We start from the raw sequence: 23,127 nt of genomic DNA, 5'->3' as shown, positions 1-23,127 counted from the left end.
TCAGTCTCCGCTGCGTCGGGGTCGGGTACGGAGGTCCGCTTCGAGGTCCGCGATGCGGTCGAGCAGATCGGCGACCAGGCCGACCGCGGCGTAGTTCAGCGAGAACCCGGCGCGCAGCCGCTGAATCCGGGCCGCCGCGGACACCTGCGCGACCGGGAACCACCATTCGCCGCGCGCGTCCTCGACCGGTTCCAGCAGGCCCAGCACGGTGAACCGGCGGACCAGCTCCGGATGCAGGCCGGTCGCGTGGGCGAACGTCGGCAGGTCCAGATGCGCCGCGCCGGGGCTGCGGCGCACGAGCGCGTAGGTCATCCCGGCCTCCTCGGGTTGTCGTCGGTGGCCGCGGCCAGCTCCTCGTAGAGCTTCCGCTGCTCGTCGGTCAGGTGCTGGGGGACGACGATCTTGACCGCGGCGTACAGGTCGCCGGGGTTGCCGCGGTTGTTCGGGATGCCGCGGCCGCGCAACCGCAGCTTTCGTCCGCTGGACGTTCCCGCCGCGATCTTCAGTTTCGCTTCGCCGCCGCCGGGAAGGTCCATGGCGACGGTCGCGCCCAGCGCTGCTTCCGAAGGCAGCAAAGGAAGATCGACGGTCACGTCCCGGCCTTCTACCCGGTAGCGCTTGTCGTGCACCAGGTGCACCACCAGGTACAGGTCGCCGCGCGGCGCGCCTTCGCCGCTGCCGTAACCGCCCTGCCCGGCCAGCCGGATGCGTTTGCCGTCGGTCACTCCGGCCGGGATGTTGAGGTCGACCGTGCGCGAACCCTCCGGACCGTCGAGGGTGAACGATCGCCGTCCGCCGTGGAAGGCCTCCTCCAGGCGGATCTCGACGCCAGCTTCCTGATCGGCGCCGGGGATCGGACCGCGCTGACGGCCTTTGGAGCCGCCGAACATGCCGCCGAAGAGGTCCTCGAAGTTGACTCCTTCGGCGCTCTGGAAACCGCTGCTCTGGAAGCCGCCTTGGAAACCGCCGCCTGCCTTGGCGCGCGCGTAGGTGTCCGGGTCCATGTCCGGGGGAACCTGGCGGAAGTCCTTGCCGAACGCGTCGTAACGCTTGCGTTTCTCCGGTTCGGAAAGCACGTCGTACGCCTCGGAGACGGCTTTGAACTTCTCCTCCGCCCCCGGGTCCTTGTTGACGTCCGGGTGGTACTTGCGGGCGAGTTTGCGGTACGCCTTCTGGATCTCGTCCTGGCTGGCTGACCGGGAGACGCCGAGCAGTTCGTAGAAGTCCTCGCTGTCGCTCATCAATCCGCCTTCGCGACCACGACCGCCGCGGGCCGCAACTGATTCTCGGCGCCGCCGTAGCCGGGGCGCACGACCTGGACCACCGTGCCCGGCTCGACGCCCACCGCCGGAACGACCGACACCGCCTCGTGCACCTGCGGATCGAACGGTTCCCCCTGGTCGTCCGCGTGCCGCGGGAACCCGAGGTTGGACATCGCCAGGTCAGCCTGCGCACGCACCGCTTGCACCCCGGCAACAATGGTTGCGGGGTCCGCCTCGGCGTGCCCGATGGCCAGGTCCAAGTTGTCCAGCACGGTCAGGAGTTCTTTGGCCGCCCGCTTGCGCTCCTGCTGCCGCACCTGCACGGTGTCCCGGACGGTGCGCTTGCGGAGGTTGTCCAGATCGGCCAGCGCCGTGCGCCAGTTGTTCTCCAACTCGGCGACTCTGGCCTGGAGTTCGGTGCTGCTTTCCGGTTGCGCGGCGTCTTGCTGCTGGTTCTCCATGGCGGTCAGGAGGTGGTGAATTCGGCGTCGACCACGTCGTCGCCGTCGTCTGGGGATTGCGCACCGGGCGCGTCGCCCGCGGTGGACGCGACCGCGGACAGACCGTGGAACAACTGCTGGAGTTCCGAGGTCATCGACCGCAGCTTCGCCAGGCTCGGCTCGTCCTGCTTGAGGAGGTCCCGGGCGTCCACGGCAAGGTTCTCCGCGCGGGCCTTCTCGTTGACCGGCACCGCGTCGCCCAGCTCGGAGACACTTTTCTCCACCTGGTAGACGGCGCTGTCCAAGGTGTTTCGCGCGTCGACGATCTCGCGCAGCTTCGCGTCCTCGGCCCGGTGCGCCTCGGCGTCGGCGACCATGCGGTCGACGTCCGCGGAGTCCAAATTGGAGCTTTCGGAGATGGTGATGGTTTGCTCCCGGCCGGAGTTGGTGTCCTTGGCCGAGACGTTGAGAATACCGTTGGCGTCGATGTCGTAGGTGACCTCGATCTGCGGCACGCCGCGCGGGGCGGGCGGGATGTTCTCGAGCCGGAACCGGCCGAGCACCCGGTTGTCCGCCGCCTTCTCGCGTTCGCCCTGCAGGACCACGATGTCCACTGCGGACTGATTGTCCTCGGCGGTGGAGAAGGTTTCCTTGCGCCGGGCCGGGATCGTGGTGTTGCGGTCGATGACCTTGGTCATCACGCCACCCATCGTCTCGATGCCGAGAGAAAGCGGGGTGACGTCCAGCAGCAGGACGTCCTTGGCCTCGCCCTTGATGATGGCCGCCTGGACCGCCGCGCCGAGGGCGACGACCTCGTCCGGGTTGACCGTCATGTTCGGGTCTTTGCCGCCGGTCATGCGCCGCACCAGCGCCTGCACCGCCGGAATCCGCGTCGAACCGCCGACCAGGATCACCTCGTCGATGTCGTTCGCGGTGAGCTTCGCGTCGGCCAGCGCCCGCTCCACCGGCACCTTGCAGCGCTCGACGAGGTCGGAGGTGATCTGGTCGAAAGTGGAGCGCATCAACGTCGTGTTCAGGTGTTTCGGCCCCGAGGCGTCCGCGGTGATGAACGGGAGGTTGATCGTGGTCTGCGTGACCGAGGACAGCTCTTCCTTCGCCTTGGACGCGGCCTCGAACAACCGTTGCAGCGCTTGCGGATCCGCCCGCAGGTCGATGCCGTTCTCCTGCTCGAACTGGTCCGCGAGATGGTCGACGACCCGGCGGTCGAAGTCGTCGCCGCCGAGATGCGTGTCGCCCGCGGTCGAGCGCACTTCCACGACGCCGTCGCCGATGTCCAGCACGCTGACGTCGAACGTGCCGCCGCCGAGGTCGAACACCAGCACCGTCTCGTGCTGCTTCTTGTCGAGCCCGTAAGCCAGCGCCGCCGCGGTCGGCTCGTTGATGATCCGCAACACCTCGAGCCCCGCGATCCGGCCCGCGTCCTTCGTCGCCTGCCGCTGCGCGTCGTTGAAATACGCCGGCACCGTGATGACCGCCTCGGTGACCTTCTCGCCCAGGAACTTCGACGCGTCGTCCACCAGCTTGCGCAACACGAGCGCCGAAACCTCCTCCGGCGCGTATTTCTTGCCGTGCACGTCGAACCGCACCGCGTCGTCCGGCCCCGGCACGACGTCGTAGGACACCGCGTCGATCTCACTGGCCACCTCGTCGAACCGGCGGCCGATGAACCGCTTCGCCGACGAGATCGTCCCCTTCGGATTCATGATCGCCTGCCGCCGCGCGAGCTGCCCGACCAGCCGCTCGCCCGAATCGGTGTACGCGACCACCGACGGGGTCGTCCGAGCCCCGTCCGCATTGGCGATCACCGCGGGCTGACCGCCCTCCAGCACCGCGATGACCGAGTTGGTCGTCCCCAGGTCGATGCCCACCGCTTTCGCCACGACGCCGTTCCTTTCCGGGATTTTCTTCTCCTGCCCGAATACCTCCGGACAGGGCGAGTCCGAGGTCTGGTGTACTGGAGGAGGAAAGGGGGCGTCAACACGGGATGATCTTTACCGGCGCGTTTTCCAGGGGAATTGTCTTGCGATTGTGGGGCGCGCCAAAGAAGATTGTTCCGCGACACAAAGGGTCGGCCGGGGAAGCCGCGCTACCCGGCGGGGAACTCCAGCCCCACGTCCCGCGCCAGCGTCCGAGCAGCCTGGTTGCGGGCCAGCGAGGGGTACTCGGCCAGCACCCGGCGCAGTTCTCCCGTGATGAAACCCGTCCCAGCGGCGACGAATTCGTCGGCGGAGCAATGCACTACGGCATCCAGATAGGTCGGAGTGACCCGGAGGGAACCTCGATCGAAGTCGAAAACGATGAGTTCGGCGTTCTCGGTGAAGTCGATCGTCCAGGTTCCGCTTCCTGTCCGGGCGACGGCTATCACGTTCCGCACGCAGAACATGGCGTCGAACAGCGGCACCCAGCCCCACGGAGGCCCGATCCCGATTCCGGCATGGGAGATCGAAAGCTGGCCGAGGAAGAAATACCACTGCAAATCGTGTTGGGAAATGGCAGCCAAGCCGTCAGCATGGGCATGTTCTCGCCCAGCAGGCGTGTAGACGGGACTCGGCGAGAAAGAAATTTCCACAAGCCACTCTCCTAGCGCCGACCAGGCAGCAAAGCGTGGGTCAACTGTGCGAGCAGGGCGCTGGCATCAGCGGCAACGACGACAGCCGTGTTCGCCCCGCGTGTCGCCTCCCCAGCTCGAGTCTCCCCACGCCGCTCCCCGACGTCGACGGTGACCGACGCGTGGCGGAATGTGGCGATCGACGGGTCGAGCAGGACCGCGGCGGCCAAGGGGTCATGCAGCGGAAAAGCCGGTAACTTTCCCGGTATGGCAAGGAGCATCGCCGCCATCCGCCCCCACAGCCGGTCCTGATCGGCAGCGAGGCGTTCGAGCCATAGCCGGGTGACGGTGGCATTGCGGGTCACATCGAGAGGAACCAGCGTCAGGTCGAACCCAGCCGCCACGACCTGGGCCGCTGCCTCCGGATCGTGCCACACATTGCTTTCCGCGCAGTCGCTGATGTTGCCCTTCACCTCGAACGCGCCAGCCATCGACACCACACGCCGGACCAGCCGGGGCAACTCGGGTTCAGCCTGCAGAGCGAGCGCGACATTGGTGAGCGGGCCGAGCGTCAGAAGATCGACCCGGCCGGGGCTCTCCCAGGCAAGACGCACTAGTTGCTCGGCGGCGGTTTCCTCCCGTACGGGCGTCCGCTTCGGCAAACCCGCCGCCTTGCCCAGCAGATCTTCGGGGTGGGCGAGATGCAGAGGACGGGCGAGCGGATCAGAAGCTCCTACCGCGACCGCTGTCGAGTGATCCCCCGCGAGCTCGAGCGCTCGCAAGCCGTTGTCGGCCGCGGCCGCCGCGGACACGTTGCCGTGCACTGAACCCACGCCGACGATCTCCACCCCGGGCGTACGGGCCAGGAGAACGAGAGCAAGCGCGTCGTCGACACCGCCGTCCTGGTCGACAATGACGGTGGTCGTGGTCGCCATAAGACATCTTCTCCGGAGACTGGCGAACAGCGCAAACTTCGCCGTCAACCGAACCGGAGAACAACACGTCAAACGCGGCCACTGCAAGCCTCGGCAGTGACCGCGTTCGGCGGAGAAATCAGATACCCATGCTCGCACCAAGGCTGTCCAGCGCCTTGGTGACCATGCCCTGGGCGGTCGCGTTCAGGTTGGAGTTGGTGCCGTTCACGACCCAGTCCGAACCGGAGAAGATCACCACGGTCACGCCGTTGTCGACGCCGCCGTCAGTGCCGCTGCTGTTCATTCCCAGCAGCGAAGCCGCCTTCACCGACGCCTCGCCCAATTCGCGCGAGTCGTTGTCCGAAGTGTCCTGGTCGTTGGCGGTCTGCGTGTCGCCGAAGATCGCACCGATCACCTTGCTCTTGTAGAACATCAGCGCGAACTGACGGCCCTTGATGCCGTGTTCCTTGTAGAAGAAATGCGGGCAGGGGCTCTTCTTGTCGTAGCAGTCGTCGCCGAGGACGTAGAACGGCACGTGGTGCGCGCCGAGCGACTTTCCGTTGCTGTCCTTGAAAGTCGTCGTGCCCTGATGGTCGGGATCGGGGTCGGGGTCGCTGCCGTCGGTGTCGACGGCCAGTCCGGAACCGTAGGCGTAGACGCCCTTCGCCACCTGGTAGACGTTGACGTTCTTGGCCCGCGTCATGGTGTTGATGTGCGGTTTGGAGTTGACCTTGTTCGCGTCCGTGCTGTTCTTCTTGACACCGGCCAGCACCTGCGCGGCCGTATAGGACTTGGCGGTGGCGTCGGCGGTTTCCGCGTGCGCGGAGTTGACCGCGAGCGGCACGGCGAGCGCCAGGGCGGCGCCGACCACAGCGAAACGCCTACGGGAGGATGACATGACCGGGCGACCTCCAGCCTTCATTAGGAAAACTTCCTAACATAGTGAACCACCCGTGACCGGCCCGTGTCACGAGGTGATTCCCAGAAAGTCCGCGGCGGCCGCCTGGTGCTGGGAATCCACGCCGGACAGGTGCCGCTGACCGGAACTCGGCCGCCCAGCCGAGCCCAACGGACCGGACCGCACGTGAGGGGAACCCTGAGGGAATCTGATTCCCGCAGGGCTCCCCTCACGACCGACAGCGGGCCTAGGACGCGCAGTAGGCCTTCAGCGCCGCGTTGCCGAGCGTGGTCTGCCCCCGGGTCGCGGCTCCGGCCAGATGGTTCTCATTGGCCGCCACCAGCACCTGCTTGCTGCCGTCGTCGCTGGTCAGCCACGTGTTGAAGTAGCCGAGCACCCCGCCGCTGTGATTCCACGCCATTCCGCAGGCCGTCGGCGAAAGGCCGATCCCCAGCCCGTACTGGTTGCCCGCGTTGTCGATCGGCACCGTCGTCTTCAGCTCGGCCTGCTGTTGCGGCGGCAGGAGCTTTCCGCTCAACAGCGCGCGTTCGAACGTCGCCAGATCGTCCTCTGTGGACACAATGGCGCCCGCGGTCCCGAAGGCCTGCACATTCGACACGGTGAAGTCGTTGTAGAACACGCCGAACGAGATGTAGTAGCCGTTCAGGTAATTGCCGCTCAACCCCGGGTCGGCGGTCGGGAACGAGGTGTTGCTCAATCCGAGCGGCTCGAAAATGCGCCGCTGCATCTCGACGGCCGGTTCGTTTCCGGTCACCGCCTTGATCACCATGCCGGCGAGGATGTAGTTGGTGTTCGAGTAGTGGAACGACGTGCCCAGCGACGGATGCGACGTCGCGATGTCCACCAGCGTCTGCGGCGGCCACGCCTGGCGCGGGTTGGTATTCGCGACGTAGGAGTTGATGAACCGCGAGTCGCCCGTGTAGTCCGGCAATCCGGAGGTCTGGTGCAGCACCTGCCGGACGGTGATCTTCGTGCCGTCGTTCCCGTTGGCGTTCACCGCGCCGGGCAGCCAGCGGGCGATGGTGTCGTCGAGGGAGAGCTTGCCTTCGGCTTCCAGTTGCAGCAGCACCGCGGCGGTGAACGCCTTGGTGTCGCTGCCGATCCGGAACCGCGCTTTCGGGTCCGCCGGGGTCTTGGTGGTGAGGTTTCCGTATCCGGCGTGGATGTACTGCGTGCTTTCGCCGTTGCGGACCAGCCCGATCACCCCAGGGTATCCCGCGCTGACGCCGGCCTGGGCGCCCGCTTGGAGGATGTCGGCGGGAGTTTCCGCCGAAGCCGGGCTGGCCAGGCCGATCAAGGCGGCCGCGACCGCCACGGCACCGAAAGCTTTGCGTCTCATCGCACTCCTCAAGTTCGACAGCCGCCGGGTTTCCGGCGAGAGGCGTGCGCACCGTATTCGCTCTCGATCAAACCTCGATGAATCCTCAGAGCTTGGCCGCGTCCACGATCGCCTGCGCGAACGGCCGCGGCGCCTCCTGCGGCACGTTGTGCCCGATGCCGTCGAGGATCCGGTGCTCGTATTTTCCGGTGAACTTGGCGCGGTAGCCCTTGCCGTCCTTGGCCGCGCCGTCGAAGTCGCTGGCCAGGGTGATCGCCGGGACGCCGATGGTCGCGCCCGCGGCGAGTTTCTGTTCGTCCGCGTCGTATCGCGGTTCGCCGGGGGCGAGGCTGAGCCGCCAGCGGTAGTTGTGGATGACGATCGCGACGTGGTCCGGGTTGTCGAACGCCGCGGCGCTGCGGTTGTACGTCGCGTCGTCAAAATGCCAGGTCGGCGAAGCCGTCTTCCAGATCAGCTTGTTGAAATCGTGCCGGTTCGCCGCGTAGCCCGCGCGGCCGCGCTCGGTCGCGAAGTAATACTGGTACCACCAGCCCAGTTCGGCGGCCGGGGGCAGCGGCTGCAGGTTCGCCTTGAGGTTGGCGACGATGTACCCGCTGACCGGGACGACGGCCTGGCACCGCTCGGGCCGCAGCGCGGCGATCACCGCGGCGGTCCGGGAACCCCAGTCGTATCCGCCGAGGATCGCTTTGTCGATTTTCAACGTGTCCATCAGCGCGACGACGTCGAGCGCGATGGCCGTCTGCTGCCCGTTGCGGACCGTGTCCGCGGACTTGAACACCGTCGGGCCGAACCCGCGCAGGAACGGGACGATCACCCGGAACCCTTGTGCGGCAAGCAACGGCGCGACGTCGGCGTAGCTGTACGGGTCATACGGCCAGCCGTGCAGCAGGATCACCGGTTTGCCGCCCGCCGGGCCGAATTCGGCGTACGCCATGCTCACGACTCCGGCGTCGGCGTGCTTGATCGTGCCCAGCGAGGTGTGCTCGCCCGAACCCGCCCGCAGGTCGGGAGCCACGGGCTGCGAAGCGGCGGGCGACGAGCAGGCGGCGAGCGAGGTCGCTGCCACACCGGCCGCGAACATCTGGGTGAATCGTCTCCTGCTGATCATCTGAACTCCTGTGCGCAAGACCGTGGGACGGCCTCGACGCTAGAGAGTCCGGCCGCCCGCCCGCGCCCGTCGGATGACGCAACCGGCGTAAGTCAGTCGCCGAGCGCCCGCACCGCGTCGGCCAGCTCGGCGCGGGAGCTCACGCCGAGCTTCGGGAAGATCCGGTGCAGGTGGGTCCCGACGGTCCGGTGCGAAAGATAGAGCCGCTGCCCGATCTCCCGGTTCGTCAGCCCCTCAGCGGCCAGCTGCGCGATGCTCAGCTCGTGCGGCGTCAGCTTGTCGCGCGCGTCCGGGCTCCGGTTCGGGCTCGACTCCCCCGCGCTGCGCAACTCGCGCCGCGCCCGCTCGGCCCACGCCGTCAGGCCCAGCGCGTCGAAAGTCTCCCGCGCGGTACGCAGGTGCGCCCGCGATTCGACCACCCGGCGCTGCCGCCGTAACCACTCGCCGAACGCCAGGTGGACCCGTCCGCGTTCGGCAGGCCATCCGCTCAAGTCCGCCTGCAAAGCCGCCGTGAACAGGTCTTCGGCGGTTTCCTTCGGAGCGAGCACGGCTCGCGCGTACCGCAGGCCGATGTGCAGCGCCGGTGCCTCGGACGCGGCTCCCAACGGCTCCAGCTCGGCCAGAATTTCCCGCATCGCATCGGTTTGCCCGGCCCGGACGGCGGCTTCGGTCAGCTCCGCGACGCAGTACGCGCGCAGGGCCAGCTGATACGCCGGATCCGCGGGGTCGAGCAACCGGCGCAGGTCGGCGAACGCGTCCTCGTACCGGCCTTCGCTCAACGCCACGAGCCCGCGCGCGAGCTGGACTGTGGCCAGCACCGGACGCGCTCCGGCGGCGAGCCCAGCGCGTTCGGCCTCGTCAGCGAGGGCGTTGGCCTGCTTGTAGTCACCGCGAAGCGCGGCGATCTCGGCCTGGACCGCCAGCGCCAGCCCGCCCATGAACGGCTGCCCGGTCTCCTGCGCGAGCCGGACCGCCTCGGCGGCAGACGGTGCCGCGCCAGCCAGGTCGCCGAGCCGGACCCGGCTCCACGCCTGGACGGCCAACGCCCGCGGCAACAACCCGAGCCTGCCCTGCGCGCGCAGGCCCGGCACCGCGGCCGTCGAGAAGCGGGCGGCCAGGTCGAAGGCGCCTACCTGCAAGGACGCGCTGCCCAGGTAGCGGTCGGTTTCCGGATCGGCCCCGGTCGCGCCCGCGAGTACCCGAAGCTGCGCCAGGACCGCGGTGCCACGCTCGAACGGCGCGACGTACGCAGCGACCGCGATCAGGCGCGGGTCGTCGTCCGGGCGAGGCAGCTCCCCAGCGACGTCCAGCAGCGTCTGACGGGCTGTCGCGCCGGGTTCGGCCCAGAAACACCGCATCGCCGCGCCCCACAGGATCCGCATCGCGGCGTCGTCCTGCCCGTCGGCGGCGACGGATTCGGCGAGCGCCGCCAACTCCCCGATCCGGGCGGGATCCTCGCGGACGCCGTCCTCGAAACCGCTGAGCAACTGGCTCGCGGTGGCCTTCCGGCGCGCGGAAAGCGACCCGTTCCGGGCTTCGCGCACCAGCCGTTCGGCAGTCTCGCGGCGACCGGATTCGACGGCCAGCTCGGCGGCCCGCAGCAACCGATCCGCCCGCGCGTCCGGGTTTTCGCTGAGCTGCGCCGCCTGCTCGAGTGCCGCGATCGCCGCCGCAGCCCCGCCTCGCCGCCGCGCTCGGTCGGCGGCCGATTCCAAGGCCGCGGCCACGGTTTCATCCGGACCGGCGGCAGCCCGGGCTTGGTGCCAGGCGCGCCGATCCGGCTGTTCGCGCACCGTCTCGGCCAGCGCGAGCTGCGCCCGCCGACGCTCGCTGAGCGTCGCCGCCGCGGGAATGGCCGACCGCATCAGCGGATGCCGGAAGGTCAGGCACCCGACCGCGAACTCGACCAGCCGGGCGTCGACAGCGGGGCTCAGCACCTCGGGTTCCGCCGGCGTGCCGAGCAGAACTCCCGTCGCGGCAAGGGTTTCCGCGATCGACCCGGTCTCGTTGAGCGCCGCGACCAGCAGCGCGGCGCGGGTGGCTTCCGGCAGCGTCGCGACCCGGGAGGCGAACGTCCGCTCGAGCCGTTCGGTCAGCGGCAGGACCGGATCGAGCACGTCGAGGTCGGCCACCGCGGCCGGAAGCTCGGTGAGCGCGAGCGGATGACCCGCGGATTCGGCGAGCAGCCGGGTACGGACCATCGGGTCGAGCCTCGGCGCTACCGAGTCCAGCAGCTCCGCGGCGGCCTCGTCGGAGAGGCGATCGAGCGGCATCAGGCTGAGCCCGGCGTCCGCCAGCGGACCGGATCCGTCGCGGAGCGTCGCGAGCAGGGCGACCGGTTCGGTCTCGATCCGCCGGGCGACGAAGGCCAGGACGTCCGCGCTGGCGCGATCGAGCCAGTGGACGTCCTCGGCGATGACCAGCACCGGCTTCGCGGCGGCGGTGTCGGCCAGCAGTGTCAGCGCGGCGAGCCCGACCAGATATGCGCTGGGTTCCGGTCCGTCCGCGAGTCCGAGCGCGGTCTCCAACGCCGTCCGCTGCGGCGCGGGCAGCCCGGCCACACCTGCGCGAATGGGGTGCAGGAGCTGGTGCAGCCCGGCGTACGCGAGGTCCTGCTCGGCCTCGGCGCCGGTCGTGCGCAGCACCCGCATGCCCGCGACCGACGCGGCCGCGGCCGCCGCGCCGGCGAGCGCGGACTTCCCGATGCCGGCCTCGCCCCGGACGAGGACGCCGACGCGTCCTTCCGGGCCGTCCACCAGCTCGGTCAGCTCCTTGAGCTCGGCGTCCCGTCCGCGCAGCGTCATGATCCCTGACGATACCGGGCGACGACGTACGTCAACGGCGTCGTCCGACGGGCGCGAAGGGTGCGGCGGCCGCCTTAGTTTCAGGCGAAAGCGACCCTCCACAAAGGAAAGCGATGAGACGCACCCGAACACTTCTCTCGGCGTTGCCGCTCGCGGCGCTGCTGGTGACCACCGTCACCCAGCTCGCGCCCAGCGCCGCGGCGGCCGAAACCACCGCCTGCGCCACCGTCCCGGTCACCGCGCCCAGCGGCGCGAAGATCGAATCCGTGCAGGCCGAAGCCAAGCCCGGCTACTGCGAAATCACCGTCACGCTCACCCATCCCGGGGCCAATGACCACGTCAAGGTCGGGGTGGCCCTGCCGCAAACCGGCTGGACCGGACGGCTCCAGGCAGTCGGCGGAAGCGCGTACGCCGCCGGGGACTTCGGCGCACCGCTGGCCCAGGCCGCCAAAGACGGCTACGCGGGCGTGACCACCGACGCCGGCGTCCTGTCCGGCCTCGACACCTCGTGGGCACTGACCGCGCCCGGCAAGGTCGACCAGCCGCTGCTGACGAACTTCGCCACCCGCTCGGTGCACGAGGCCGCGCTGATCGGCAAGGACGTCACGCAGCGGTTCTACCACCGGCCGGTGACCTACTCGTACTGGAACGGCTGCTCGACCGGCGGCCGCCAGGGCTACTCCGAGGCGCAGAACTACCCCGGCGACTTCGACGGCATCCTGGCGAACGCGCCCGCGGTCCACTGGACGCAGTTCGCGGTCGCGACGCTCTGGCCGCAGATCGTGATGAACCAGGAGCACGACTTCCCGAGCGCGTGCGTCTTCACCGCGTTCCGGCAGGCCGCGGTCCAGGCGTGCGACGCGAACGACGGCGTCAAGAACGGCATCGTCGACCGGCCGGACGAGTGCAGCTACGACCCGCGCTCCCTGATCGGCACGAAGGTCCTCTGCGACGGCAAGGAAATCACCGTCACGGCCAAGGACGCCGACGTCATGCGCAAGATCTGGGCCGGGCCGACCGACGAACGCGGCCGGAAGCTGTGGGACGGCCTCCCGAAGGGCGCGGACTTCACCTGGCTGGCCGGAACCGGCGACAGCCCGTACGCCACCGGGTTCCCGGTCGCGGTCAAGTGGGTGCAGTCGTTCGTGGAGAAGCAGGCCGACTTCGACGTCTCGAAGCTCAGCTACGCGCAGTTCGCGCAGGTGTTCCGCCAGTCGGTGCGGGAGTACGACGACGTCATCGGCACCGCCGACCCGGACCTGTCGGCCTTCCGCCGGACCGGCGGCAAGCTGCTGACCTTCGTCGGCACGGACGACCAGCTCATCCCGCCCGGCGGCACCCTGCGCTACCGCGCCGAGGTCGAACGGGCGATGGGCGGCTCCCACCGGGTGAACGACTTCTACCGGCTGTTCCTGGCCCCCGGCGTCGAACACTGCGGCGGCGGGACGGGCGCGACGCCCGCCAACCCGCTCGGCGCGCTGGTCGACTGGGTCGAGCACGGCAAGGCCCCGGCCACCCTGGCGGCCGCCACCGCGGACGGGAAGCAGACCCGCGACCTGTGCGCGTACCCGCGGGTCTCGCGGTACAAGGGCTACGGCGACCCCGCCGACGCGTCCAGCTACCGCTGCCGCTGACCTGTGCCGTGCGTGCCGACCCCAGCGGCACGCACGGCACTTCCCTCATGACGTACAGCGATCCGGTCGTCCGACCGACGCGAAGATGATCAACAGCTGCCTAGTTTTCTTTCCATGGCTCATTTTCTTCGCACCGCGATCCTCGGTTCAGCCGCTTTGCTGGCGACCGCCTGCTCCGCTTCCGCCGTTCCCGCTCCTCCGGTGACCTCCGCCCCTCCGCCCGCCGCGGCCTCGGGGTGGCCGCCCGCCCCCGTCGTGCCGCTGCCGTCCCAGCCGCCGCCCGCGCTCACCGTCGACGCGCCGCTGCCGGAACAGCTCGCGAAAGGCCTGGTCGTCCTGCGCTACCGGGCGGAAAACCTGCGCATCGTCCCGGTCTACGGCCCGGCCGCGCTCGACGTCTCGCCGCGCATCGGCCACATCCACGTGACGGTCGACGACGCGCCCTGGCACTGGGCCGACGGCAGCGGCGAACCGCTGATCATCCAGGCGCTGCCGCCCCGCCCGCACAAGGTGTGGATCGGGCTGGCCGACCCGACGCACCACGTCCTGGACAGCAAAACCGTCAGTTTCGTCGTGCCGGCGGGCGGCCACCACTGAGCGGACCGGCAGAATCGGGCGCATGCGACCAGCCGAGCGTTCCCGATGACCGATCTCGCCGACGGCAGGCTCAAGCTGCGCCATCTGCGCTACGTCGTGGCGATCGCCGAACAGGGCTCGCTGGTCGCCGCGGGCGAACGGCTGCACATCACGCAGCCGGTGCTGACCCGCGGGCTGCGCGAACTCGAGTCGATCCTCAAGGTCGAACTGTTCGAGCGCAGCCCGCGCGGGATGACGGCGACGCTGTTCGGCGAGGTCTTCGTCGACCACGCCCGGGCAGTGCTCGCCGAACTCCGCCAAGCCGGGCGGCATCTCGAAGAACTCGTCGACGGCCACGCCGGCACCGTCACGATCGGCACCTTCCTCGCCGGGGCGAGCGTGCTGCTGCCCCGCGCGGTCGCGCGAGTGAAAGCCGTCGCCCCCGACCTGACCGTCATCATCCGGCACGGCGGCCCGGAGGCGCTGTACGAGGCGCTGCTCGCGGGCGACGTCGACCTGGTCGTCGGCACGCTCGAACCGGCGAACAACGACCGATTGCGCCAGCACCACCTCTACTACGAGCCCGCTCGCGTAGTGGCGCGCAGCCAGCATCCGGCGCACCGGCGGCCGGGGCTCACGCTCGCCGATCTGGTCGGCGAACTCTGGTCGATGCCGCCCGCCGACAACCCGCAGCGACGGCAATTCGAGGAACAGCTCCTGAGCCGCGGCCTCTCCACCCCGGCCAACCGCATCGAATGCGGTTCGTTCCTCGCCGTGCGCGCCATCGCGCTCGAGACCGACACCCTGGTCGTGATGCCGCAGCTCGTCGCCGACACCGAACCGGAGCTGTCCGCGCTGCCGATCGACCTCGGCATCGTGGAATCGGTCGGCGTCACGCTGCCCGCGGGCCGGCAGCTCACCCCGACGATGCTGCTCATGATGCGAAAACTGGACGAGGTCGCGGCCGAGATCCGGGCGACCATCAGCGGCTATACCCAACCGACATAGCCGAGCGCCAACGCGGCATTGGACGGGCATGACCACGGCTCCTAGCGTGTGAGTCATGGAAATGAATTCCTCCTGCTGCACCCCTCCCGGATCCGGGTCCGGTTCCGCTTCCGCGACGATTTCGCGCCCGGTTCCGACAGTCGGCGGAAGTTTCCGGCTGATCGACGATTCCGGCACCGCGGTCACCGAACGTTCCTATTTCGGAAAATACCTCCTCGTCTTTTTCGGCTTCACGCATTGCCAGACCGTGTGCCCGCCCGCGCTGGCCCGGATCGACCAGGCGCTCGACCACCTCGGCGATCTCGCGGATCGAGTGCGAGCCCTTTATGTCACGGTCGATCCGGAACGCGACGCCCCGGAGGTCATGCGCGCTTTCCTGGCGGCCAATCATCCGCGGATCACCGGGCTGACCGGGCCCGCCGCGGAAATCGAGGCGGCGAAGAAGGCCTACCACGTGCACTCCCGGCGCGTCGACGACCCCGACGGCTACCGGATGCCGCACAGCGCGTTCACCTACCTCATGGGCCCCGAGGGTGAATACCTCACCCACTTCGTGGATCCGGTGGACAGCAACGACATCGCCGCCGCGCTGAAGTCCTGTTTGGCGGATCGGTGACGCCGACCGCCCCGGACATCTCGGGGTATCCGGCACTCGACGACAAGCAAGCGGGCCACGTCCAGCACGTGCGCAATCTGATCGCCCAGCAGGACAACGAATGGGCGAACATGGGCAGCATGCGGTGGGGCCAGGAATGGACCGACGCCTACCGCTACCAGCTGACCCAGATGGCTTACACGCTGGGTTTCGCGCATTTCCACCATCTTCCCGCCGCCCCCGCCGCGTTCCGGCCGGTGTTCGAGGAGATCATCCGGAAAATGCAGCTTCCGGAAGTGTGGGCGTACTGGCGCGAGACCAGCCGGGGAAGCATCCGCAACAACCCTGACCTGACCGAATTGCGCGAAGGCTGGCGCGATCCGGTGGTCAAGGAAAACATCATGTACAGCGGCCGGTTCTTCGCGATTCTCGGTATGCACAGCATGTTGTTCGACAGCGACCAGTACGACCGCGCAGGCGCGCTTTCCTTCCGCTGGGACCCGCTCTTCCAAGGACTCGGCACCGAGATCTACGAGTACTCGCTCAGCTCGCTCGCCGACAACCTGTACTGGCAGATGGCCGAACAGGGCTGGTACGGCATCGTCTGCGAACCCAACTGCCTTTTCCTCGTCTGCAACCAGTTCCCGATCCTCGGCTTCCGGTTCCTCGACCTGCGCAAAAGCACGTCGGTCGCCGAGGAGGTCACCCGGAACTATCAGGCGGCGTGGGACGAACGGGGCATCCTCAACGAGTACGGCGAGTACTGGCGGCTCTGGCTGGTCGAGCAGAACCGGCCGGAGATGCCCCTGGAAGGCGGCGGCAACGCCTGGACGGCGCTGAACCTGAACGCCTGGAGCCGCGACCTGGTGCACCGGCTCTATCCCGACCAGATCCGCGACGAAATCCGGCGCACCCCGGACGGCCTGGTCACCCTCGCCGAACCGACCGCGGCGCTGGAAGCCCGCAAGGCGCGCCTCGCCGGCCGGGAACCGGAGTTCGCCCGCGACCTGGATTTCGCCTGGCGCGCCCCGGCTTTCGGCTACGTCGCGGCCTGCATGGCCGAGGTCGGCGATCACGAGAACCTGCGCGGCCTCCTCGGCTACGCCGACGCTTACCTGAACCCGACCTGGGAGAACGGAGGACTGTTCTACCCGCGCGAGGACCGGTCGTTCGACGAGAACGGCAACATGATCTTCATGGACCGGCTGACCGGCAACGCGATGCTCGGCTACGCCCGGCTGAACGTCGCCGACGGGCTGTGGAAGATGTATCACCATCCGTGGACCGCGGAACATTTCCGGGAGCCCGCGGTGACGGCGATCGAGGGCCCCGCCGAATTCGTCCGCGCCTGGTACGAACGGGAAAAGTCGTTGCTGGCACTGACTTTGCGGCCAGTGGCCGGGAAACCGGCCGACGTGACGCTGCGGATCGGCAACGTCGACCGGCCCTGGAAACTGTTCCGCGACGACGTGCTCGCCGCCGATTCGCCCGGCCTCCGCACCCGGTCTGAGGGGACCGATCTCGTCGTCAGTCTCCCGCTCGCCGTCCGGACCAATCTGACACTCTGTTTCTAGAAAAGAGAACCCCGTGAAACTGGCCAATGTGGACGGCCGGGCCGTCCTGCTGACCGCCGAGGACAAGGGAATCGACGTCGCCAAGGCGTCGGGCGGCCTCTTCGGCCTCGGCTCGCTGTACCGCAACTGGACCGAATTCCAGGCTTGGGCGGAAAAGGTCACCGCCGAACCCGATGTCGTCTTCGCCCGGACCCAGCTGGGTCCGCCCTCCCCCGAGCCGCGGCAGATCGTCGCGATCGGACTCAACTACGACGCACACGCCGCGGAATCCGGTTTCGCCTCGCCCGACGGCCTTCCTCCGGTATTCACCAAATTCGTTTCCGCACTGACCGGTCCCGACGCCGAGGTCGTCCTGCCGCCGGGCGGCAACGTCGACTGGGAGGTGGAACTCGTCGCGGTCGTCGGACGAACCGCGCACCACGTCGCGGAATCCGAAGCGTGGGAGCACATCGCCGGGGTGACGATCGGACAGGACCTCTCCGAACGGGTCTCGCAACTGGCCGGCCCGGCCCCGCAATTCAGCCTCGGCAAGTCTTTCCCGGACTTCGCCCCGGTCGGGCCGTGGCTGGTCACGCCGGACGAACTGGCGGACCGCGACGACCTGGCGCTCGGCTGCGCGGTCGACGGCGAGACCGTGCAGGACGGCCGGACCCGCGAGCTGATCTTCCCGGTCGCCCGGCTGATTTCCGCGCTGTCGCAGACGATCACCCTGTACCCGGGCGATCTCGTCTTCACCGGAACCCCGTCCGGGGTCGGTGTCGGCCGTACGCCGCAACGGTTCCTGCGGGCCGGGGAGGAACTGGTCAGCTGGATCGAAGGTCTCGGCGAAATGCGGCAGACCTTCGTCGCCGCGCTGGAGGACTGACATGGGGATGCACCGGCTGACCCGCGTCACGATGGGTGTGCCGAATGTCGCGGAAACCATTGCCTACTACGCCGATTTCGGACTCACCCATGTCGGCGACGGATCCTTCACCACCCTCGAAGGCGGCGAGCAGCTGCGCGTCCGGCACGCGCCGTACCGGCAACTGCTCGAACTCGGCGTGGGAGTCGACGACGCCGACGACCTCGCCCGAACCGCGGCGCGCCTGAACCGGCTCGGCGTAGTCAGCACTGAGAGCTGCACCGCCGTCTGCGCGATCGAGCCAGTCTCCGGATTCACGGTCCGGGTCGAGATTTCGCCGCGGATCACGCAAAACCCCGTCCTGGCCACGCCGTACAACGGCCCCGGCCGCATCGAACGGTTAGGCCGCGCGCCCGGTGTCGTGCGCGAGTACCCGATCCGTCCGAAGAAACTCGGCCACTGCGTAGTGGGCACCACCGATCTCGACGCCACCATGCGCTTTTTCACCGAGGCACTCGGCTTCAAGGTCAGCGATTACATCGGGCACAAAGGCGCCTTCATGCGCTGCTCGGTGGATCACCACAACGTGCTGGCGCTCGCGGCCCCGGTGAACTTCCTGCACCACACGTCGTGGCAGGTCGACGACATCGACGACGTCGGCCGCGGCGCAGCAGCGATGCTGAACGGCCACCCCGACCGGCACGTGTGGGGCCTCGGCCGCCATCACGCGGGGTCCAATTTCTTCTGGTATCTCAAAGACCCGGCGGGGAACTTCAGCGAGTACTACGCCGACATGGACTGCATCCCCGAGGACGAGATCTGGACGCCGGAGGTTTTCGAAGGCGCACAGGGCTTGTTCAGCTGGGGCCCGCCCCCGCCGCCGTCGTTCCTCGAACCGGACGACCTCGGCGCGCTCATGACCGGTCAGCATTCCTCCAAATAACCCCGAAAAGGAGAACAATCATGTCCACCGCACTGTACGTCCCGCAGATCCCGGACAACCTGAACATCCGCTTCGTCGAAAACCGCATCGTGGTCAACCGCCCGGCGCAGGAGGTCTACGACTGGGTGACCACCTGGTCGAACCTGCCGAAGTGGCTGCCGATGGCCACCGGAACCGAAGTACGCCGCGGCACTCCGGACGTCCCCGCCGAACTCGGCGACGTGCTGCTCGAAACCATCGTGCCGGACCTGAACGAAAAGCCGAAGCTGTACACCGTCGTCGCGCGAGTGCCGGGCAAACTGTGGACAGTGGTCGGCCGCGACGTGCTCGACGACGGAACCCTGGCGCCGGCGATGCACGCGATCGCCACCTTCACCACCTTCGACCTCGGCGACGGCACGACGCTGTTCTGCCGCCTGTTCGAGCGCCTGGTCCCGCCCACCGAACCGGCGGGCCCGCACCCGGTCGAGGACTCGGCCCGCATCCAGCCCGGACTGGAACTGCTGAAGGCGCACATCGAGGGCACTGCCGCGTAAGCGCTGCCGAGGTACGTGAGGGGAACCCTGGGGGAATCTGATTCCGTCAGGGTTCCCCTCACGTACACCGCATTCGATTCCTCGGGTGCGGTCCTCTGGCAGCAGCGTGCCGACGGCCACCCGTACCCGCCGGTGGTCAGCCTCGCCGGGACGGTGTGGATCGCCGACCGAGACGCGGACGGCTACGTCCTGGCCGAACTCGACTTCGTCGGCGCGGTCCTCCGCTCGGTCGCGCTCGAGCACGAATAGCTCGGCGCGTTCGTCCTGCTGGCGGACGGCGTCTGCGTGTCTTGGCTTCCGATGGCCGGTCAGTCTGGCCGACCGCCATCCCGCTCGGTTCTCTGGCACCAGAGGACACCGACCTCGCCGCGGCACGCTGGCAGCCACTGTTGATCGCTGCCGACCGCATCGCGGCCGGTTTCTCGGACGACGGCAGCGGGCTCGGCCCCTTGGACGACGGACCCTGGCCGTGCGACGGCGGCGATCTCAACGGCAACCCGGTGAAGTATCAGCAGCCCTTACCGCACCACGGCATAGTCACCACCGGCCCGGGCTGCCGCAGCATCGGCGTGCGTCGACGCGCTGGTCAGGAACCGCCCTCGGACGACGCGGATCCACGAGCCGTCGAGCGGGAAGACGAGCGCGCCGTCGGTTCCGCGCAGCATCGAGCCCTTCCGCAGGTTGTCGAGAAACTCGATGATGTCGCGTTCGATCTCCTCGGCGAACTCGCGCTGACGCTCCTGCGTGATGTCGTACAGGTCGGTGTCGATGTCGTACGTGACAAGCTTGCCGGTCGCCGGGACCCGTGCCTCGAACTCCAGCCCGAGCCAGCGCCGAGGGTCGACGATCACCGTGGTCTGCCACGTTAACCCGCCGAGTTGCCATCTCACCGAGGTGTCGTCGGCGGTCACCTTCCAGGTGGTGGTCGCCCGCAGTTCGCGGAGGAAAGCTAGAAGTTTCTGGCCGGCCACGCAGGCCAGTCTATGCCGCGCGCGACCCAGAACTCCGGACGGCGACTCGCGCATGGCATTGTGCGCCGCCCGGCCTCCAGGACGGGTGTCTGCCATACCACCAGGCTAGCGTTCGCGTCTCAGATCGCCGGGTCTGCGGGCAGCGGCAACGGACCACTGCGGAACAGCGCCGCGGCCAGCAGCGCGCTGCACAGGAAAACCGCCGCCGCAGTCCAGAAAACCAGGTGGTATCCGGCGAAGGTCGCCGCGGCGAGGGTTCCTGGATGTGCGGCCAGGTAGCCGGCGATCGCGGACGTCGTGAGCAAGCTGAACACCGCGGTTCCGACGGAGCCGCCGATCTGCTGGGCCGTCGTCACCAGCGCGGACGCCACCCCGGCGTCGTGCGGCCGGACTCCGCTGGTCGCGGCGTTCTGCACCGGGCCGAAGATGAATCCGAAGCCGATCCCGGTGACGAGCAGGGCGGGCAGGATGTTCCCCGCGTAGCTCGAGTCCGCGCCGATTCCGGTGAGGATGACCATGCCGACGGCGGCGAGGAGACAGCCGAGCGGCACGATCGGCCGAGGCCCCCAGCGCGGCAGGAGCACCGCCCCGGAGAACACCGCTCCCGCCATGACCAGGCCGATCATCGGAAGGAACGCGACGCCGGTCTGCAGCGGACTGAACCCCAGCGTGTTCGCGAGATAGAAGGTGAGGAACAGGAAGATCGCGAACATTCCGGTCCCGGTGATGCCCAAGGTCAGGTACGCGGCGCCGCGGACCCGGTCGAGGATCACCCGCAGCGGCAGCAGCGGGTGGGCGGTGCGGCGTTCGACGACGACGAACACGGCGATGAGCGCGACGCCCGCGAGCACCGGTCCGAGTGTCCGGATGTCGTGCCAGCCATTGCGTTCCGCGGTGCCGAGACCGAAGACGATCCCGATCAGGCCGAGCACCACCGCGGCCGTGCCCGCGACGTCGAGCCGGACCCGCTGCGGCCGGTCGCCGTCGCGGAGGAGGACTAGTCCGCCGGCGAACGCGAGCGCCGCGATGATCAGGTTGACGTACAGGCACCACCGCCACGACAGGCCCTGCGTGAGGACGCCGCCGAGCAGCAAACCCACTGCTCCGCCCGCGCCGGAGATCGCGCCGAAGATGCCGAACGCGCGGCCGCGTTCCTTGGCGTCGTCGGCGAAAGTGATGGACAGCAAGGACAATGCGGCCGGGGCGAGCATCGCGGCGAACGCGCCTTGGCCGATTCGCGCGGCCAGCAGGGTCGTGAAATTCCCGGCGGCGCCACCGACCGCGGACGCGACGGCGAACCCGCCGACGCCGACGAGGAACAGCCGTTTCCGGCCGAAGTAGTCGGAGAGCCGGCCGCCGAGGAGCAGGAGGCTGCCGAACGCGAGCGCGTAGCCGGTGAGCACCCATTGCCGGTAATCGGCGGGGAATCCGAGGTCGTGCTGTGCGCTCGGCAGGGCGATGTTGACGATCGTGGAGTCGAGGATGTCCATCAGCTGGGCGAGGCTCAGCACGACGAGCGTCAGCCAGCGGTACTGGTGGCGCACGGCGTTTCCGGGCGCGCTTCGGGGAGCCGACTGGGCGATCCCGGTCGGCGAGAGGTCAGAGTTCATGAAGTTCTCTCGATTGAGTTGGCCCGTCAGCCGGGCAGGAGGACGAGTTTTCCGCGTACCCGGCCCGATTCGCCGACGCGGTGCGCTTCCGCGACGTCGGCCATCGGGAACGTCTGCCCGACGGGCAGGGTGAATTTTCCGGCTTCCACCAGGTCGCCGAGTTGAGATAGCACGTACAGCGCGTGCCCGCCGTCGCCGCGGCTAAAGCGGACGCCGTGTTGCTGGGCACCGGCGAAGTCGGCGATGGTGATGACGTGCTCCGGACCGCCCGCGAGCTGGATCAATTCCGGCAGAACACCGCTTCCGGCGACGTCCAGCGCCAGGTCGACGCCGTCTGGTGCGAGCGCACGGACCCGGTCTGACATACCAGGTCCGTAGGCAATGGGTTCGGCACCGAGCGAGCTCAGAAAGTCATGCGTGGCAGGGCTTCCTGTGCCAATCACCCGCGCGCCCCGCGCCACGGCGAGCTGGACCGCGGCAGCACCGACGCTGCCGGAAGCACCGTTGACGAGCACCGTGGCCCCGCTCTCGACGCCGAGTTGGTCGAGCGCACGCGCGGCCGTCTCGGCTGCGGCGGGCAAGGCAGCCGCCTCGGCGAAACTGAGCGACGGCGGGATGGGCGCGTAGCAGGACAGCACGGTCAATTCCGCTTGTGCGCCACCAGAAGCGGAGAATCCGAACACGCGGTCGCCGAGCGCGACATCCGTGACGCCCTCGCCGAGTTCGTCCACGACGCCCGCCGCCTCGTGTCCCATCGTCTGCGGGAGTTCCTGGTCCATCAGGCCCTGACGTTTCTTCCAGTCGCTCGCGTTGATCCCCGCGGCACGCACCGAGATCCGGACTTCGCCGGGGCCCGGATGCGGATCCGGGACGTCGGCGAGTTCGAGGACTTCCGGGCCGCCGAAGCTGCTGAACCGGACCGATTTCATGAGGCAATCCCTTCCCGGCGCGAGGCCGAGGATCGAAGAGGCAGGCACAGGAAGTCGTGGCTAGCCCGCAGGTGCGCGGACAGCTGCTCCGGACAAGGCCGCACGATCGGGTCCGCGCCGTTCTCATCGCCGACGAGAGCGCGGCGAGTTCGGCATTCGGTTGCGGCCCAGCGATTTCCAGACCAGCGGACCGGTCAGGTTGCCGAGGCTCGATCGCGGACGAGGACGCCTGGGCGGGAATCCGTCCGAAACTCCCCGGCGTCAAGTACATACTCCCAGGTACGAGGCGGCTGGGGTGCCAGGTCGCCCACGGGCACCGCAGCGAAGGGAATGCCGCGGAAGCCCGAGGGGGTCCCGCCGCGCATCTGGCCGTGCGAGGTCTTCACCACCGGCCGCTCTGTCCATGCTTCCACGAACACCGTTCTATCAACGAACAGTGTTCTTGTCAACGCGCAGAGAACCCCGCCAGGACGGTTCCCCGGCCCGATCAGCTCCCGTTGGACCATGCAGACAGGTCCGTGAAGGACTCCTTGAGGGAATCAGATTCCCTCA

At 68.6% G+C, this 23,127-nt stretch carries 23 protein-coding genes; 9 read left to right on the top strand and 14 right to left on the bottom strand.

Annotated features, from left to right (window positions below; genetic code table 11):
• From EIZ45_RS42375 to EIZ45_RS42330, 10 genes are all read right to left on the bottom strand, one after another.
• Entirely contained in the window at positions 1-312 is a 312-nt protein-coding gene (locus EIZ45_RS42375; RefSeq protein ID WP_205670298.1) for a chaperone modulator CbpM, read from the bottom strand.
• Positions 309-1,241, bottom strand: a complete 933-nt coding sequence (locus EIZ45_RS42370) for a DnaJ C-terminal domain-containing protein (protein WP_134669513.1) — start codon at positions 1,239-1,241, stop codon at positions 309-311. Before EIZ45_RS42370 ends, EIZ45_RS42375 begins: the two co-directional genes overlap by 4 nt.
• The gene (locus tag EIZ45_RS42365) at positions 1,241-1,723 is read right to left on the bottom strand and encodes a nucleotide exchange factor GrpE (protein WP_134669515.1); all 483 of its coding nucleotides are present in this window, start codon (positions 1,721-1,723) and stop codon (positions 1,241-1,243) included. Before EIZ45_RS42365 ends, EIZ45_RS42370 begins: the two co-directional genes overlap by 1 nt.
• A 5-nt stretch (positions 1,724-1,728) precedes the next feature.
• Positions 1,729-3,603: a molecular chaperone DnaK gene (dnaK, locus tag EIZ45_RS42360; RefSeq protein WP_134669517.1), complete on the bottom strand. Its 1,875-nt coding sequence runs from the start codon at positions 3,601-3,603 to the stop codon at positions 1,729-1,731.
• A gap of 206 nt (positions 3,604-3,809) precedes the next feature.
• Positions 3,810-4,223 carry a hypothetical protein gene (locus EIZ45_RS42355; protein ID WP_205670299.1) on the bottom strand — a complete coding sequence of 138 codons (414 nt, stop codon included), beginning with the start codon at positions 4,221-4,223 and terminating at the stop codon, positions 3,810-3,812.
• A gap of 80 nt (positions 4,224-4,303) precedes the next feature.
• Positions 4,304-5,206, bottom strand: a complete 903-nt coding sequence (locus EIZ45_RS42350; RefSeq protein WP_134669519.1) for a nucleoside hydrolase — start codon at positions 5,204-5,206, stop codon at positions 4,304-4,306.
• A 118-nt stretch (positions 5,207-5,324) separates the two neighbouring features.
• The gene (locus tag EIZ45_RS42345; protein ID WP_037820048.1) at positions 5,325-6,056 is read right to left on the bottom strand and encodes a glycoside hydrolase family 75 protein; all 732 of its coding nucleotides are present in this window, start codon (positions 6,054-6,056) and stop codon (positions 5,325-5,327) included.
• A gap of 274 nt (positions 6,057-6,330) precedes the next feature.
• Positions 6,331-7,443, bottom strand: a complete 1,113-nt coding sequence (locus EIZ45_RS42340; RefSeq protein ID WP_134669521.1) for a serine hydrolase — start codon at positions 7,441-7,443, stop codon at positions 6,331-6,333.
• An 85-nt stretch (positions 7,444-7,528) separates the two neighbouring features.
• Positions 7,529-8,551 carry an alpha/beta fold hydrolase gene (locus EIZ45_RS42335; RefSeq protein ID WP_134669523.1) on the bottom strand — a complete coding sequence of 341 codons (1,023 nt, stop codon included), beginning with the start codon at positions 8,549-8,551 and terminating at the stop codon, positions 7,529-7,531.
• 92 nt (positions 8,552-8,643) lie between these two features.
• Positions 8,644-11,355, bottom strand: coding sequence for an AAA family ATPase (locus EIZ45_RS42330; RefSeq protein ID WP_134669525.1), 2,712 nt, complete (start codon positions 11,353-11,355; stop codon positions 8,644-8,646).
• A 113-nt stretch (positions 11,356-11,468) separates the two neighbouring features.
• Here EIZ45_RS42330 and EIZ45_RS42325 point away from each other — a divergent pair, with 113 nt between their 5' ends.
• From EIZ45_RS42325 to EIZ45_RS42285, 9 genes are all read left to right on the top strand, one after another.
• Entirely contained in the window at positions 11,469-12,989 is a 1,521-nt protein-coding gene (locus EIZ45_RS42325) for a tannase/feruloyl esterase family alpha/beta hydrolase (protein WP_134669527.1), read from the top strand.
• Between the two features lie 114 nt (positions 12,990-13,103).
• Entirely contained in the window at positions 13,104-13,586 is a 483-nt protein-coding gene (locus tag EIZ45_RS42320; RefSeq protein ID WP_240690932.1) for a DUF6130 family protein, read from the top strand.
• A gap of 45 nt (positions 13,587-13,631) precedes the next feature.
• A complete protein-coding gene (locus EIZ45_RS42315) occupies positions 13,632-14,573 on the top strand; it encodes a LysR substrate-binding domain-containing protein (RefSeq protein ID WP_037817981.1) in 942 nt (313 codons plus the stop codon).
• A 55-nt stretch (positions 14,574-14,628) separates the two neighbouring features.
• On the top strand, positions 14,629-15,189 hold the full coding sequence (locus tag EIZ45_RS42310; protein ID WP_205670300.1) for an SCO family protein: 561 nt from the start codon (positions 14,629-14,631) through the stop codon (positions 15,187-15,189).
• Complete coding sequence (locus EIZ45_RS42305) at positions 15,186-16,742, top strand: hypothetical protein (protein ID WP_134669529.1); 1,557 nt, start codon at positions 15,186-15,188, stop codon at positions 16,740-16,742. Before EIZ45_RS42310 ends, EIZ45_RS42305 begins: the two co-directional genes overlap by 4 nt.
• A gap of 13 nt (positions 16,743-16,755) precedes the next feature.
• Positions 16,756-17,607, top strand: coding sequence for a fumarylacetoacetate hydrolase family protein (locus EIZ45_RS42300; protein ID WP_134669531.1), 852 nt, complete (start codon positions 16,756-16,758; stop codon positions 17,605-17,607).
• A 1-nt stretch (position 17,608) separates the two neighbouring features.
• Positions 17,609-18,529, top strand: a complete 921-nt coding sequence (locus tag EIZ45_RS42295; RefSeq protein ID WP_134669533.1) for a VOC family protein — start codon at positions 17,609-17,611, stop codon at positions 18,527-18,529.
• A gap of 20 nt (positions 18,530-18,549) precedes the next feature.
• Entirely contained in the window at positions 18,550-19,065 is a 516-nt protein-coding gene (locus EIZ45_RS42290) for an SRPBCC family protein (protein WP_134669535.1), read from the top strand.
• A 15-nt stretch (positions 19,066-19,080) separates the two neighbouring features.
• A complete protein-coding gene (locus EIZ45_RS42285) occupies positions 19,081-19,314 on the top strand; it encodes a hypothetical protein (RefSeq protein WP_134669537.1) in 234 nt (77 codons plus the stop codon).
• A gap of 269 nt (positions 19,315-19,583) precedes the next feature.
• On the opposite strand, the gene EIZ45_RS42280 is transcribed toward EIZ45_RS42285, so the two are convergent.
• The 4 genes from EIZ45_RS42280 to EIZ45_RS47480 form a co-directional block, all read right to left on the bottom strand.
• Positions 19,584-20,036, bottom strand: a complete 453-nt coding sequence (locus tag EIZ45_RS42280; RefSeq protein WP_134669539.1) for a hypothetical protein — start codon at positions 20,034-20,036, stop codon at positions 19,584-19,586.
• Between the two features lie 119 nt (positions 20,037-20,155).
• On the bottom strand, positions 20,156-21,646 hold the full coding sequence (locus EIZ45_RS42275; RefSeq protein WP_134669541.1) for an MFS transporter: 1,491 nt from the start codon (positions 21,644-21,646) through the stop codon (positions 20,156-20,158).
• Between the two features lie 26 nt (positions 21,647-21,672).
• Complete coding sequence (locus EIZ45_RS42270; RefSeq protein ID WP_134669543.1) at positions 21,673-22,575, bottom strand: NADP-dependent oxidoreductase; 903 nt, start codon at positions 22,573-22,575, stop codon at positions 21,673-21,675.
• A gap of 194 nt (positions 22,576-22,769) precedes the next feature.
• On the bottom strand, positions 22,770-23,081 hold the full coding sequence (locus tag EIZ45_RS47480; protein ID WP_134669545.1) for a carboxylesterase family protein: 312 nt from the start codon (positions 23,079-23,081) through the stop codon (positions 22,770-22,772).
• Positions 23,082-23,127 lie beyond the last annotated feature (46 nt).

This window comes from Amycolatopsis sp. CFH S0740, assembly GCF_004522315.1.
In the GTDB taxonomy this organism is placed as follows: Bacteria; Actinomycetota; Actinomycetes; order Mycobacteriales; family Pseudonocardiaceae; genus Amycolatopsis; species Amycolatopsis nivea.
This window is presented reverse-complemented; position numbering and strand designations above follow the sequence as displayed.

Coding starts and splice junctions, on each gene's coding strand:
- EIZ45_RS42375 (WP_205670298.1), bottom strand. CDS start 312: ATGACCTACGCGCTCGTGCGCCGCAGCCCCGGCGCGGCGCATCTGGAC.
- EIZ45_RS42370 (WP_134669513.1), bottom strand. CDS start 1,241: ATGAGCGACAGCGAGGACTTCTACGAACTGCTCGGCGTCTCCCGGTCA.
- EIZ45_RS42365 (WP_134669515.1), bottom strand. CDS start 1,723: ATGGAGAACCAGCAGCAAGACGCCGCGCAACCGGAAAGCAGCACCGAA.
- EIZ45_RS42350 (WP_134669519.1), bottom strand. CDS start 5,206: ATGGCGACCACGACCACCGTCATTGTCGACCAGGACGGCGGTGTCGAC.
- EIZ45_RS42340 (WP_134669521.1), bottom strand. CDS start 7,443: ATGAGACGCAAAGCTTTCGGTGCCGTGGCGGTCGCGGCCGCCTTGATC.
- EIZ45_RS42335 (WP_134669523.1), bottom strand. CDS start 8,551: ATGATCAGCAGGAGACGATTCACCCAGATGTTCGCGGCCGGTGTGGCA.
- EIZ45_RS42330 (WP_134669525.1), bottom strand. CDS start 11,355: ATGACGCTGCGCGGACGGGACGCCGAGCTCAAGGAGCTGACCGAGCTG.
- EIZ45_RS42325 (WP_134669527.1), top strand. CDS start 11,469: ATGAGACGCACCCGAACACTTCTCTCGGCGTTGCCGCTCGCGGCGCTG.
- EIZ45_RS42320 (WP_240690932.1), top strand. CDS start 13,104: ATGGCTCATTTTCTTCGCACCGCGATCCTCGGTTCAGCCGCTTTGCTG.
- EIZ45_RS42315 (WP_037817981.1), top strand. CDS start 13,632: ATGACCGATCTCGCCGACGGCAGGCTCAAGCTGCGCCATCTGCGCTAC.
- EIZ45_RS42310 (WP_205670300.1), top strand. CDS start 14,629: ATGGAAATGAATTCCTCCTGCTGCACCCCTCCCGGATCCGGGTCCGGT.
- EIZ45_RS42295 (WP_134669533.1), top strand. CDS start 17,609: ATGGGGATGCACCGGCTGACCCGCGTCACGATGGGTGTGCCGAATGTC.
- EIZ45_RS42290 (WP_134669535.1), top strand. CDS start 18,550: ATGTCCACCGCACTGTACGTCCCGCAGATCCCGGACAACCTGAACATC.
- EIZ45_RS42275 (WP_134669541.1), bottom strand. CDS start 21,646: ATGAACTCTGACCTCTCGCCGACCGGGATCGCCCAGTCGGCTCCCCGA.
- EIZ45_RS42270 (WP_134669543.1), bottom strand. CDS start 22,575: ATGAAATCGGTCCGGTTCAGCAGCTTCGGCGGCCCGGAAGTCCTCGAA.
- EIZ45_RS47480 (WP_134669545.1), bottom strand. CDS start 23,081: ATGGTCCAACGGGAGCTGATCGGGCCGGGGAACCGTCCTGGCGGGGTT.